General features: G+C 45.4%; 10 protein-coding genes. All 10 read left to right on the top strand.

Annotated features, from left to right (window positions below):
• The first annotated feature begins 4 nt into the window (after positions 1-4).
• The 10 genes from ACE4RR_RS16475 to ACE4RR_RS16520 all read left to right on the top strand — a co-directional run bounded on the left by ACE4RR_RS16475 (position 5) and on the right by ACE4RR_RS16520 (position 13,444).
• Positions 5-1,402, top strand: coding sequence for a protein O-GlcNAcase (locus ACE4RR_RS16475; RefSeq protein WP_375536535.1), 1,398 nt, complete (start codon positions 5-7; stop codon positions 1,400-1,402).
• 134 nt (positions 1,403-1,536) lie between these two features.
• On the top strand, positions 1,537-3,957 hold the full coding sequence (locus tag ACE4RR_RS16480) for an alpha-mannosidase (RefSeq protein ID WP_375536536.1): 2,421 nt from the start codon (positions 1,537-1,539) through the stop codon (positions 3,955-3,957).
• Between the two features lie 106 nt (positions 3,958-4,063).
• The gene (locus ACE4RR_RS16485; protein ID WP_375536537.1) at positions 4,064-4,867 is read left to right on the top strand and encodes a DeoR/GlpR family DNA-binding transcription regulator; all 804 of its coding nucleotides are present in this window, start codon (positions 4,064-4,066) and stop codon (positions 4,865-4,867) included.
• 103 nt (positions 4,868-4,970) lie between these two features.
• Positions 4,971-5,633, top strand: a complete 663-nt coding sequence (locus tag ACE4RR_RS16490; protein ID WP_375536538.1) for an aspartate/glutamate racemase family protein — start codon at positions 4,971-4,973, stop codon at positions 5,631-5,633.
• Positions 5,634-7,139 carry an FGGY-family carbohydrate kinase gene (locus ACE4RR_RS16495; RefSeq protein ID WP_375536539.1) on the top strand — a complete coding sequence of 502 codons (1,506 nt, stop codon included), beginning with the start codon at positions 5,634-5,636 and terminating at the stop codon, positions 7,137-7,139.
• An 80-nt stretch (positions 7,140-7,219) separates the two neighbouring features.
• Entirely contained in the window at positions 7,220-7,849 is a 630-nt protein-coding gene (locus tag ACE4RR_RS16500; protein ID WP_375536540.1) for a D-sedoheptulose-7-phosphate isomerase, read from the top strand.
• Positions 7,846-8,823 carry an ROK family protein gene (locus tag ACE4RR_RS16505; RefSeq protein WP_375536541.1) on the top strand — a complete coding sequence of 326 codons (978 nt, stop codon included), beginning with the start codon at positions 7,846-7,848 and terminating at the stop codon, positions 8,821-8,823. Before ACE4RR_RS16500 ends, ACE4RR_RS16505 begins: the two co-directional genes overlap by 4 nt.
• 208 nt (positions 8,824-9,031) lie before the next feature.
• Positions 9,032-10,279 carry an amidohydrolase family protein gene (locus ACE4RR_RS16510; protein WP_375536542.1) on the top strand — a complete coding sequence of 416 codons (1,248 nt, stop codon included), beginning with the start codon at positions 9,032-9,034 and terminating at the stop codon, positions 10,277-10,279.
• Positions 10,280-10,297: 18 nt separating this feature from the next.
• Positions 10,298-12,370, top strand: coding sequence for a Sip1-related alpha-galactosidase (locus ACE4RR_RS16515; RefSeq protein ID WP_375536543.1), 2,073 nt, complete (start codon positions 10,298-10,300; stop codon positions 12,368-12,370).
• Positions 12,371-12,388: 18 nt separating this feature from the next.
• Positions 12,389-13,444 carry a Gfo/Idh/MocA family protein gene (locus ACE4RR_RS16520; protein WP_375536544.1) on the top strand — a complete coding sequence of 352 codons (1,056 nt, stop codon included), beginning with the start codon at positions 12,389-12,391 and terminating at the stop codon, positions 13,442-13,444.
• The last annotated feature ends 111 nt before the right edge of the window (positions 13,445-13,555 follow it).

Here is a 13,555-nt window from a genome sequence, read left to right on the forward strand (position 1 = left end):
TACAATGACAAATTCTCCTTTTGACGTCCGGGGAGTCATTGAAGGATTTTATGGAGTGTATTACACCTTTGAAGAGAGAAATGACCTGCTTTCGTTTTTGGGACGAAACAATTACAACCTCTATATATACGGCCCGAAAAATGATAGACAGCATCGGGCGAAGTGGCGTGAGCCTTATCCTGAATACATCATGAGTAAATTCTTAAAAAATGTAAATACCGCTCGGGATTATGGTGTAGAATTCTGCTATTCACTAGGCCCTGGTGTTTCTATGGTGTATTCTTCCAGCGAAGAAATGCAGCATATAAAAGAAAAATTTATTTCCTTTTTTCGAATAGGTGTCCGCTCCTTCAGTTTACTGCTTGATGACATACCTTTTGAGCTGCAGCATAAAGCGGATATTGATCTCTATCAGTCAAGTGCTGAGGCTCACGCTGCTGTATGCAACAATATATACGATTGGCTGAAAGGAATGGACTCTTCCTGTTCACTCAGCATGTGTCCCACTGATTACGCCGGTCCGACACGTGGTAATGAATACCTGCCAATATTAAAACAGCAGCTTCACCCGGAAATCGATATGTTTTTTACAGGACCGGACATTTGCTCAAAAACCATTTCTACAACCACAGTTCAAGCTTTTCGGGAGCGTACAGGCCAGAATCCTGTGATATGGGATAATTATCCAGTTAACGATCTGGCTATGAGTCCTGAGCTTCACATAGGACCGATAAGAGGACGGGATGATGACTTATATAAAGAAGCGAAAGGCTTTCTCGTAAATCCAATGAATCAGCCTGAAGCAAGTAAGATTCCGCTGTTAACGTTTGCCGACTATTTTAATGATCCACATCATTACCAGCCTGAAAGCTCGTGGAATCATGCATTAAAAGAAATTGCAGGAAAAGAGTTTTATCCACATGTTAAGCAGCTTGCTGAAAATTCTCTTCATTCCTGTTTAGGAACTACGGAAGCGGAAAAGCTTGAGTGTCTAACGAAGGAAGCAGTAATAACGATCGAAAAAGAAGGGATTCATAATCAGGCTGTGGAAGCACTGGAAGAATATTTGGATCAGGTGGATCACTCCTGTTTCATCATTAAAAACTGGATGGACAATACAGCTCTTCGGAATGATCTGCTTCCCTGGATAGAAGTAATGGAGCATTGGTACTGGATGACGAAGAGGGCAATTATTTGGCTCAGATCGTTAGAAGAAGACGGCAGCAACGACTCGAAGGCACTCAGCTTAATGGAGGAATCTCTTCAGAAAGCGCTCGCCCACCCGAAAAAAATAGGTGGAAGCGTGCTGATAAAGCTGGCAGAACTGGTCCAGCAGAAACAAAAACAGACAATCAATCGTGCTCAAGATTCACGAAGCTCTAGTGAATCCAGCGAAAAGTAGAAGAGCAGGAGTTTAGAGAAGGGTTCCATGGACTGCCTGAACAACCGATGGGATAGGCGGCCAGTTCTGGTCGGCTGAATCTATATTTGGATGTGAATGCAGCTCTGTAAATATAGAGAGGAGAGAAATCTAACGTGGAAGAAAAAGTGCTACATATGATTGGGAATGCCCACCTTGATCCTGTTTGGTTATGGCAGTGGCAGGAAGGTTTTCAAGAAACAAAAGCAACGTTTCGTTCCGCCTTGGACAGAATGAACGAATACAATGATTTTGTATTTACATCCAGTTCTGCTGCTTCTTACGAATGGATTGAAAACAACGATTCAGGGATGTTTGAAGAAATTAAAGCACGTATTAAAGAAGGCCGCTGGCAGATTGTAGGAGGCTGGTGGATTCAGCCCGACTGTAATATTCCAAGCGGAGAGTCCTTTGCGCGGCAGGCACTGTACGGCCAGCGTTATTTTAAAGAAAAGTTTGGTGTGACAGCCACAGTCGGTTATAACGTAGACAGCTTCGGACATCACGGCATGATGCCGCAGATTCTGCAGCAGAGCGGTATGGACAGCTATGTATTTATGAGACCTATGCCACAGGAAAAAGGGCTTCCTGGCAGAGTGTTCTGGTGGGAATCAGATGACGGTTCGCGAGTGATGACCTTTCAAATTCCGTTTGAATACTGCACGTGGGGCAGAGAGTTGAATAATCATATTAAACGGTCTGCCGATGAAATAAAGAACCCTGTCAATGAAATTATGTGCTTTTATGGGGTAGGAAACCACGGAGGAGGACCGACAAAGGAAAATATTGAAAGTATACAGCGTCTGGACGGGGCGGAGGGTTTTCCAAAGCTGAAATTCAGCACACCGAATGAATACTTCCAGACGATACGTGAAAAGAATGTCCAGCTTCCGGTATTTCATGATGACTTACAGCACCACGCCAGCGGATGCTATTCAGTACACTCCGGTATAAAACGCTGGAACAGGGAAGCGGAGAATCTATTAATCGCTGCAGAAAAGTTTTCTTCCATTGCGTTCTGGTATAGGAATCAGCCATATCCACAGCAGTTGGGAAGGGCGTGGAAGAACGTGCTGTTCAATCAGTTTCACGATATTCTTGCAGGGACTAGTATTGAAGCAGCGTATGATGATGCCCGTGATACCCATGGGGAAGCTATGTCCATCGGCGCCAACGCTCTGAATAACGCTGTACAGTCATTGTCGTGGAATATTGATATCGAAGAAGAAGAGGGCATGAAGCCACTCGTTGTATTCAATCCACATTCGTGGGATACGAAGGTCAATGTAGAGATAGAAAACACCGCCTGGAAAGACGGACAGATTCTTATTGATGAAAAAGGAAAAGAAACACCACACCAAATTGTGCAGTCACAGGCCACAGCAAAGGGACGCAGCAGGCTCAGCTTCATTGCTCATCTCCCATCATTAGGCTACCGAGTGTACAAAATTGTCAACAGACGTTCCGAATTACATGAAAAACCTATGCATGCGGGCAGCACACGTATGGAAAATGACCGCTTCCGTGTAGAGTTTGACCCGGAGACAGGCTATATGACAAGCCTGTTTGACAAGCATAAAAAGTTTGAAGTACTGAAAAATGACTCCGGAATTCCCATTGTGATGGAAGATAAGAGTGATACGTGGTCCCACAATGTACTCCAGTATAAAAATATAGCAGGGCACTTCCGCGCAATCAGAGTGCAAAAAGTAGAGCATGGACCGGTTAAAACCGTAATGCGCATTGTCAGCACATATGGCACCTCCAGAATGATTCAGGATTTTACAATGTATAAGGAATTAGACCATATAGATGTGCATACAACGGTGGATTGGCATGAAAAGCACAAAGTATTAAAGCTGAAATATGACATAAATACTATTTTTCGAAAAGCCACCTATGAAATTCCATACGGTCATATTGTTAGAGAAGAAAATGGAGAAGAAGAGCCTGCGCAGAACTGGATCGATTCTACAGGAATTATAAAGGATACGTCTGAAGTATACGGTCTAAGCATATTAAACGACGGAAAATACAGCTTTGACATTCAAACAACTGAAATGAGCATTACTGCTCTGCGGAGCCCAATTTACGCTCATCACGATCCGCTCATTCCAGATGAAGAGGGAGATTATTCCTACATCGACCAGGGCATTCAGCGCTTCACTTATACTCTCCTCCCTCATGAAGGAGGATTTGAAGAAGCCGGGACAGTAAAAAGAGCATGGGAGTTGAATCAGAGACCGATAGCATTATTTGAAACATATCATAACGGGACTCTCCCCCAAAAAAAATCATTTTTACAAATAGACAACGACAAAGTTATTATCAGTGCCTGGAAAATATCTGAAGACAATGAGGATATGATTATTCGCTGCCACGAAACTGCCGGTGAGACGGCAAAAGCGCAAATCGAACTGCCCGACTGGAATCGGAAGATAAACTGTTTTTTTCGGCCGAACGAAATAAAATCTTTCCGAATTCCAAAAGATTCTGACCAGTCGGTCGTTGAAACCAACATGCTGGAGTGGGAATAGATGTAATTCTATCAATTGGGAATAATGGATAATCAAAGTTGCTTTCAGTATATTGAACGAGAGACTTTCTTGATTCGAAAAAAGAAACGAAGGAGTTGATATATACATGATTTTGATAGAACGCCAGAAACGTATTAAAGATATCCTGATGCAGCAGCGAAGTGTCCGGGTCCAGGCGCTGGCCAAAGAATTTAATGTGTCAGAAGAGACAATCCGGCGTGACTTGAACCAGCTTGAAAAAGATGGTCTGGTTAAAAAAAATTACGGAGGAGCGGTGCTTTTAAAGGATGTACAGTCAGCGATGAATGCTATTGTACCAGTAGATAAACGAAAGCTTGAGCATTATCAGGAAAAGGATGCGATCGGCAGGCGGGCAAAAGAACTAGTCAAAGAAAATGAGATAGTTTTTTTAGATGCTGGCTCCACCACCTGGTGTGTCGCGAGACACCTTAATCAGCTCGAAGTATTCACTGCCATTACAAATGGGCTGAACATTGCAGATGAGTTTGGTCATAACGAGTCTATTTCCCTTTTTTTGATCGGGGGAGGGCTTGACCGTAAAACGATGAGCTTTGTGCCATCGCGTCCTGAACAAGACCTGCGTCCGTACAATGCTGATATCGCATTTATAGGTACCACGGGAATCTCTATGAAAAAAAGCTTCGCAAGTCACAATATGTACGAAGCCGAAGTGAAAAGAGCTATGATTGAATCTGCGAAAAAAACCGTTATTGTCGCAGACCATAGTAAGCTGATAAAGCAGGGACTGATTTCTTTTTGTGATTTTGAAGATATAGATATATTGATTACCAGTGATCTGGCAGATGAAGACATCATCGAAGATATTCGCAGTCATGGCGTAGAAGTTATCGTAACTGCTGTAAAAGAAACAGTGGCCGATACAGTCTGAGCGAAAAAACAGACGGAAAAAGCTCCTTAACTCGTTTACGGGGCTTTCTTTTTTGAAAGTTTTGTCCTGTTGTAAATTTATTAGAACGAAAGGAGAGAAGAAAATGAAGAATACGATAGCGATTATTCACACTACTCCGGTTACTATAGAGCCGCTGACACAGCTCGCCAAAGAAGTGGTGCTGGACTGCGAGATAATTAATATAATGGATGACTCCATACTCTCACAAATAAAGGCAAACGACGGCAGAGTGAAGGATGTGACAGAACGATTAATTCAGTATGCTGTGCAGGCGGAGCGTGCAGGGGCTGATATTGTGCTAAATGCCTGCTCTTCTGTTGGAAGCGTTGTTCAACATATACGTAAATACGTATCGGTACCGGTCGTTCGTATTGATGAAGCGATGGCAGAAGAAGCAGTGAAGCGAGGAACAAATATTGGAGTAGCAGCGACGTTGTCAACGACACTTACTCCAACATTAGAACTGCTTAAAGAGAAAGCCGGACCAGAAAACAAAACCTTTACTTCTGAATTAGCCTCCAAAGCGTACGATTATTTAATGGAGGGGGATAAAGAGAAGCATGATGCCGAACTGACAGCTCTTCTCGGGAGGATGGCAGAGGAGCTGGATGTGGTCGTACTGGCCCAGGCTTCGATGGCCCGTGTTGTAAAAGAACTGCCTGACCGGACTCAAAAGCAGTTTCTTTCAAGTCCGGAAGCTGGCATGAAGCGTGTCAAAGCCGAACTGGAAAGAGTGAATGCGTAAATGGCCGTTGTAAGCATCGACATAGGAACAACCCACTGTAAAGCAGCGAAATATTTGACAGATGGTAAAGAGATTGCGGTAGCTGTAGTGAGAAATGACACCAGGTATGACGAAAGAGGGAACCAGTTCTACGATGCTGAACAACTCTTTGATAGAGTACTTTGTGCTGTAAAGAGTGTAGTAGAGCAGCAGCCGGAGAATATAGACGCTGTAGGTATTACAAGCATGGCAGAAACGGGCCTTCTTATCGATCGGAAAACAGGAGAGATAAAGTCACATATGATTCCGTGGTTCGATACACGTGCGGAATCATTTGTGGATAGAGTTAAGCAGACGATAGATGTATATGCGCATTTTGTAAAAACTGGTCTGCATCCGAGCTATAAATACGGATTAATGAAGCTGCTTTATTTACAAGAAACGTCACCTCAACTTCTGGAGAACGCGGTCTGGCTGTCTGCGGCAGACTATATCTGCTGGAAGCTGACGGGGGAGTTTGTAACCGATCATTCCCTTGCTGCAAGGACGTACGTATACCGGGTAGACACAAAGCAATGGGATACAGACGCCATGAAGCTTTTCGGTCTCTCTGAGGAACTCTTTCCTATGGTGTACGACAGCGGGACCAAAGCGGGGGAGGTCCATAAAGAAGCGTCCGTACAAAGTGGATTGAGCGAGGGCGTGCCGGTGGCAGTGTGCGGACATGATCATGTGTGTGCGACGGTTGGAGCGAATGCAAATACGTACAGAAAAGTGCTTGATTCTATTGGAACAGCGGAAAGCCTGGTTGGAACGATACCGCGGTTTGCCTTAGGAAAAAGTGAATATGAGTCCGGCTTTCACTTTGGCCCCCATGTGCTATCCGGGACTTTTTTCTGGATGGGCGGGGTGCCGGCCTCCGGGGGATCGGTGGAATGGTTCCGCACACAATGGACAGAGGAAAAAGCTATATCATATGAGACGTTAAATGAGTGGCTGAATGAAGTTCCTGCAGAGCCTACAGGCATTATCTATGTGCCGCATCTTTCAGGTAGAGGAGCACCGTTTCCGTCGGCAAATGCAAGCGCTGCTTTTATAGGGCTGAAAAAAAAGCACAAGAAACAGGATATATGGAAAGCGCTCCTTGAAGGAACCGCATACGAGCTTGCTGTTATGAAGCAGGCAGCAGAACATTTGCTGAACACAACGATTATAGAAATGCAATCGGTGGGCGGAGGGACAAAAAATGCCGGCTGGATGCAGATAAAGGCAGATGTCACAGGGTGTTTTCTTTCAATACCGGAAACGAAAGAAGCTGCGCTGTTTGGTGCAGCACTGACTGCAGGAATAGGAAACGGAATATATGCAGGTGCAGAAGAAATCAGCTATCTTCCGGTACATAAAAATCAGCGGGTCATCGAGCCGGAACCAAAAAACCATCACCGGTACACTGAGCTTCTCCAAAGAAGGTACATTCCAGCTGCGGAAATCATCCGCTCTATTGAGCAGACAGGAAGAGAGACATGAACGCTTCATCTCAAAGGTTCCAGATTTCCATTCGATGTGCAGAACAGGAAACCATTTGCGTAAGAAGAAAGGAGTAAGCGATGAAGCTAAACACTCTAATAGAGAAATATCCTGATCTTTCCTTTTGTGAAGAGGAAATTAAAGAAAGCTTTCGGATTATGAAAAAGAGTATAGCTGCAGGGGGAAAGCTTCTTTTCTGTGGAAATGGGGGAAGTGCTTCAGACTGTGAACATATTGTCGGAGAATTGATGAAAGGGTTTACAAAAAAGCGACCTGTTCCTCCAGATTTTGCCGATAAACTTTCTATGGAATGCGGTGAATATGGAGAGCAGCTTGCAGCTAAATTACAGGAAGCACTGCCAGCCATATCACTGGTCAGTCACACTTCCCTGATTACTGCCATAGCCAATGATACGTCTGGAGATATGATTTTTGCCCAGCAGATTTATGGACTGGGCCGGCCGGAGGATGTGGTAGTCGGATTATCTACATCCGGCAATTCCGCCAATATCATTTACGCACTACATACCGCGAAGACAGCCGACATGAAAACAATCGGCTTCACCGGGGAGGCGGGTGGCCGTATGAAAGAGCTCTGTGATGTTACGATCCGGGTCCCGTGGACAGACACTCTTGATGTGCAGGAGCGTCATCTGCCGATCTATCATGCGCTCTGCCTGCAGCTGGAAAAGGAGTTTTTTTCCGTATGACAGTAATGGGCGGCTTTGATATAGGAGGTACGAAATGTGCGGTGTCGCTGTCAGTGAGACGAAAGGACAACGTGTTTCTGCTCGAAAAGATTGCATTTCCAACAGCCGGTGGACCGGAGCAGACAATGGAAAGCTTATGCCGAAAGCTGGAAACACTCATGGAAAAGCATCAGGTGACACCAGCATCAATAGGTGTGAGCTGTGGGGGGCCGTTAAACAGTAAAGAAGGAGTGATTCTTTCTCCACCGAATCTGCCGGGTTGGGATCAAGTGCCGATCACAGCCTTCCTGAAAAAACGGTACGGTGTGCCAGTGCTGCTCCAGAATGACGCCAACGCCGGAGCGCTCGCGGAATGGTACTGGGGGGCCGGACGAGGTTCTCAGCATATTATTTTTCTTACCTTCGGCACGGGGATGGGCGCAGGTTTGATTCTGAACGGCAGACTGTATTCGGGCACCAATGATCTAGGAGGAGAAGTAGGACATATGCGGCTCGCAGAGGATGGACCGGTCGGCTTTGGAAAAGCCGGCTCGTTTGAAGGATTCTGCAGCGGGGGAGGCATTGCCGGACTTGCCCGTAAGATGGCACTAGAAGCTCTGGAAAAAGGAGAAAAAGTGGGATTTTGTCGCAGTAGGGAGGACGCCGCATACATTACGGCGAAATCCACGGGAGAAGCAGCAGAGGCGGGAGATCCGCTTGCCTTAAAAGTATACGAAACGGTAGGGATCTACCTTGGCCGGGGACTCTCAATATTAATCGATATACTGAATCCCGAAAAAATAATTATCGGAAGTATATATGGAAGGCAGCAGACGATTCTCGAGCCCATTGTTCAAAAAGAGCTGGCGAAAGAGTCACTGCCTTTGGCCAGATCCGTGTGTGAAATTGTACCTGCCGGTTTGGGTGAAAAAATTGGAGATTATGCAAGCGCCGCTGTTGCAATGCTTGCATTAGAAGAAGGAATGGTTTCTTGAAACAACAGGAAATTCAAAGAGGGGTAATCGGATACGAATATATGGGCTGAGTACATATTCAGGCCTAGCCGCGTACATGCTGCTTAGTAACTGCTGGAATTGGACATGGTTTTCACAGGGCTTCCGGGCAGACAGTATGAAGTAAGGTCCGGACAGAAAAGCTGGAAGTCTTCCCAACTGGACACCAAATGGAAAGGGAGGGAAACGCATGATCACTTCGATTAAAGATTACGTCGATCATCTTCGCATTATAGATGGACACGAACATATTATCCCGGCACATGACCGCCGTAAAAAAAAGGGGGATTTTTTCAGCCTGCTTCATTATTTACGCTCTGACTTATTGACAGCAGGTATGCCCTCCACATTTTTCTCGAGGGTAATGGATATGGAAGAGAAAGTTGATCAGTTTCTGACATATTGGGAACGAACGCATAACACAGCCTATGCTGTCACACTGAAAGAAGCGATGAGAGATTTGTACGGTATGAGAGACTGGACAAAAGACTCTCTTATGAATGTGAATGAACAAGTAAAACAGGCCTCGTCTGACCCTGAATGGTACAGTAAGGTTCTTAAAGAGAAAGCAAAGATAGATATGGTATTTACATTGATCTTTACAACGAAGGTGGATCGAAAACTGTTTCGTCCCGTCATGTTTATGGATGAGACATACCGGCTGTTAAGACGGACAGATGTGGAAAGAACAGCTTATAAAGCAGGCAGGGATGTATATACATTAAGTGACTACCTTCAGGCGGTAGATGAAATGATGGAAACATACGTACGTGAAGGTATGGTTGCAACAAAGCTAGGACATGCCTACTGGCGGACACTTCAGATTGACTCCCCTGCGTTTTCAGAAGCGGAACAAACATTCAACTGCATTATGTCCTCCCATATTGGAGAACCAGTCAGCCAGAGGGAATCAAAGCCTCTGCAGGATTTTTTGATTCACCATATTATCCGGCGTTCGAAAGAGGCCGGGGTGCCAATACAAATTCACACCGGTCATCAGGAACCAAGCGTGTCCAATAACGGGAACGATGTACGTAACTCCAGGGTGACGGACTTAATTCCCCTGCTTCTGTCTTATCCTGAGGCGTCTTTTGTCCTGCTTCACGGTGGCTTTCCTTACTGGAATGAATATTTATCAATTGTTAAAAACTTTCCCAATACTTATGCCGATATGACATGGACTTACATCATTTCGCCAACAATGGCAGCCGCTCTGCTGCGGCAGATGATAGAAATGGTGCCTCAGGCGAAAATTTTTGCTTTCGGTGGAGATTATGATCACGTCGAAGGGGCCTATGCCCATTCAAAACTGGCAAGACGCGTCATTAGTCAAGTGATGTCAGAGCAGGTTAGTTCAGGGAGCATGCTGGAAGAGGAAGCATATGCATGTGCAGAGCGAATTTTGAGAAAAAATTTAGAAGAATTGTACAAGTGGTAACAGGAGGCGAGAAACATTATGATAGACGAACAAACCAGATTCTGTGCGGAGCAGTATATTCGAGAGCATGTATCGGCAGCTGTCTGTGATGAGGCAGGTAACTGGACCCTCCTTTCCCGATCAGTCGAAGAAGAGCTTTTATTTGATCATGACACTGTCCGTGTGTCTGTAGAATTGGAAGAAAAGAAAAATATTTCTTTCGTTTCTGTAAAAGCAGCGTGGAAAAATAAGCGTTCGTTCGCCCGGCATCGCTCTTTTTTTCCGGAAAAAGGTCTCGTACTCCAATTAAGAGGCATGGATGTACCAGAACAGCTGTTAGCACATTATCGACATAAGGACTGGTGGACAAGGCCGTATTTTGAAACGAACTGGGAAAGAATACCTAAACGAACGCAATCGTTACTATATAAAGAAGAAAATGAATTTATCGGATTTCTCCCTTTTTGTGATGAAACATACACATCCGATTTGCAGGGTGCCGACGGAGGCATTGATATTTGTCTGTCCTCCTATGAAGGAGGACGGGATGAATGTTTTGCGGTTTCCTTTGCTTTCGGTTCGGGTTCAGATCCTTTTCAGCTGATGGAACAGCTGGCAGAGGCAGTCACCGAAAGGAAGGGGACCGGAAATATCCGCGGGAATAAAGAGTATCCAGAACTACTGGAGTACCTTGGATGGTGCAGCTGGGATGCCTTTTATCAGGACGTTCATGCAGAGGGAATTTTGAAGAAAGCCTCAGAATGGAAAGAAAAACAACTTCCGGTAAAATGGGTAATGATTGATGATGGATGGTCTCAGCTGCGTGATGGACAGCTAAACGGGTTCCATGCCGATACAGAGAAGTTTCCCGAGGGATTGAAAGGAATCACGAGCATTCTGAAAAGTCAGTATGGCGTCCAAGACGTAGGTGTGTGGCATACGCTTGCCGGCTACTGGGGAGGGGTCCATCCGGAAGGAGAGGCTTACCGCCAGGCTGCATCTTACTTAAAAGAAACAGCTCATCATAAGTACATTCCTCACCCGGATGCCGGGCGGGGGTTTGGGTTTTGGAATATGTGGCATGACCAACTGCGCCGGCAGGGGATTGATTTTATTAAAGTGGACGGGCAGAGTGCCATTGCTAACTTTCTTATGCATCAGGAAGCGATCGGTAAGGCTGCATTTGGCACTCACCATGCTTTGGAAGCTTCCGCTGGAATTTACTTTAATCAGACCGTCATTAATTGTATGGGGATGGCTGGGGAAAATATCTGGAACCGCCCACAGTCATCGGTAGCGAGAAGCAGTGATGATTTTGTGCCGGAGGATGAGATGGGATTTGCAGAGCATGCGCTCCAAAACGTTTACAACTCGTTCTATCACGGAGAATTGTACTGGGGAGACTGGGATATGTTCTGGTCTAAGCATAAAGACGCCTGGCGCCATGCGCTGCTTAGGGCTGTAAGTGGTGGTCCCATATATACAAGTGATGCAGTAGGAGAAACAGATGCACATGTTCTCTCTCCTCTCCATCTGAAAAATGGACGTATACTCCGCTGTGATCTGCCGGGGAGGCCGACTAGAGATGTGCTGATGCACGATCCTTTAGAAGAAGAGTCTATATGGAAGGTATGGAATAGATGCGGATCGGCCGGGGTTGTTGCCGCTTTTCATATACACCCGGACGCTGAATCAGTTAAAGGCGCAACAGGACCGCAGGATATAGTGTGGGAGAGGGAGCAGCGGCAATTTATCGTCTACAGCTGGGACGAAAAAAAAGCTCAACAGTGTTCCCCCGGGGAAAAGCTGCAAGTATCCCTGGCACAGAAAGAGCAGAAGCTGTTTTTATATTATCCTAAATTACATGAGATAACTCCTATTGGGCTCGAAGATAAATATATGGCACCTGTAACCTTTTCTATCCTGCAGGAACTTCCGAACAGAGTGATCGTAGAGGTCAGGGAAGCAGGCAGCTTTCTATTTGCGGCAGACAGAGATCCGGCCGAAATTCAGCTGAATGGCACCCCTATATCCTGGAGTGCTGGAAATGGAACTTATAACGTAAAGATTGAACCTCAGGATGAGGCCCTTATACTGGAGATAAAACTTTAGAAATGGATGTGCAGACATATGGATACGAAAAAACTACGGGTAGGAATCATTGGGGCTGGAGGAATTGCAGTAAATGCCCATCTGCCAAATTATGAAAAGTGCCTGGAAAAAATACAACTTACTGCTATTGCCGATGTAGCAAAGGAAAAAGCAATAGCAGCAGCAGAGATGTTTCACATTGACAGTGCTTACGATAATTATGAAGAAATGCTGAAAAATGAAGAACTGGATGCTGTCAGCATATGCACACCTAATAAATTCCATGCCCCGGCAGCGATTGCTGCTCTGGAGGCAGGATGTCATGTATTGTGTGAAAAGCCGCCGGCCATAACGGTGGATGAAGCAGAGGCAATGACAGCAGCGGCGGAAAAAGCAGGTAGAATTTTAACTTATGGCTTTCATTTCCGTCACACCCAGCAGGTCGCTGCCCTGAAAAGATATATTGATGCTGATGAGCTCGGCGATATTTACGCAGCTCAGGTAACAGCAGTCCGCCGCCGCGGTATACCGGGATGGGGAGTGTTTACGAATAAAGAACTGCAGGGCGGCGGACCGCTTATAGATATCGGTGTGCATATGCTCGACTCTGCCCTATACTTAATGGGTTACCCAAAACCGGAAACGGTTCTGGCAGCCTCTTATCAAAAGCTCGGAAATAAAAAAGGGGTCGGCGTCATGGGTGATTGGGATTGGGAAAATTTCTCGATAGAGGATATGGCACGTGGAATGATTTTATTTGAAAATGGAGCCTCTTTAACAATAGAAACAGCCTTTGCTGCAAATGTAGAGAAATTGGACGTGATGGATGTATCCCTGATGGGTGAAAAAGGCGGAGCGGATTTATTTCCACTGCAAATTTATCAAGAAAAACATGGTACACTTGTTAATACAACACCAGCTTATCTACCGAAAACAAACGAACATGAACTAGAGATCACACGTTTTGTAGATGCGTGTCTTACAGGGTCCATTCCGCTTAGTACTCCAGAACAAGGGCTCTATCTCCAACAGATTATCCACGCGATCTACACATCTGCAGAGCGCGGAGAAGCTGTTAAAATCAGCGAACTTTAAGAATATAAACTGGGAAAGTCCGGAAAAGAGCAAGCTTTTACTCCGTCAATCAGCCAATTTAAATTTGGTGAAGGTTAGAGCTCGGGCACTTATCTGTTATCAGGTAAGTGT

Origin of the sequence: Alteribacillus sp. HJP-4, from assembly GCF_042139015.1 — a bacterium.
GTDB lineage: Bacteria > Bacillota > Bacilli > Bacillales > Marinococcaceae > JBHIKY01.

Coding starts and splice junctions, on each gene's coding strand:
- ACE4RR_RS16520 (WP_375536544.1), top strand. CDS start 12,389: ATGGATACGAAAAAACTACGGGTAGGAATCATTGGGGCTGGAGGAATT.
- ACE4RR_RS16505 (WP_375536541.1), top strand. CDS start 7,846: ATGACAGTAATGGGCGGCTTTGATATAGGAGGTACGAAATGTGCGGTG.
- ACE4RR_RS16510 (WP_375536542.1), top strand. CDS start 9,032: ATGATCACTTCGATTAAAGATTACGTCGATCATCTTCGCATTATAGAT.
- ACE4RR_RS16495 (WP_375536539.1), top strand. CDS start 5,634: ATGGCCGTTGTAAGCATCGACATAGGAACAACCCACTGTAAAGCAGCG.
- ACE4RR_RS16515 (WP_375536543.1), top strand. CDS start 10,298: ATGATAGACGAACAAACCAGATTCTGTGCGGAGCAGTATATTCGAGAG.
- ACE4RR_RS16500 (WP_375536540.1), top strand. CDS start 7,220: ATGAAGCTAAACACTCTAATAGAGAAATATCCTGATCTTTCCTTTTGT.
- ACE4RR_RS16490 (WP_375536538.1), top strand. CDS start 4,971: ATGAAGAATACGATAGCGATTATTCACACTACTCCGGTTACTATAGAG.
- ACE4RR_RS16475 (WP_375536535.1), top strand. CDS start 5: ATGACAAATTCTCCTTTTGACGTCCGGGGAGTCATTGAAGGATTTTAT.
- ACE4RR_RS16485 (WP_375536537.1), top strand. CDS start 4,064: ATGATTTTGATAGAACGCCAGAAACGTATTAAAGATATCCTGATGCAG.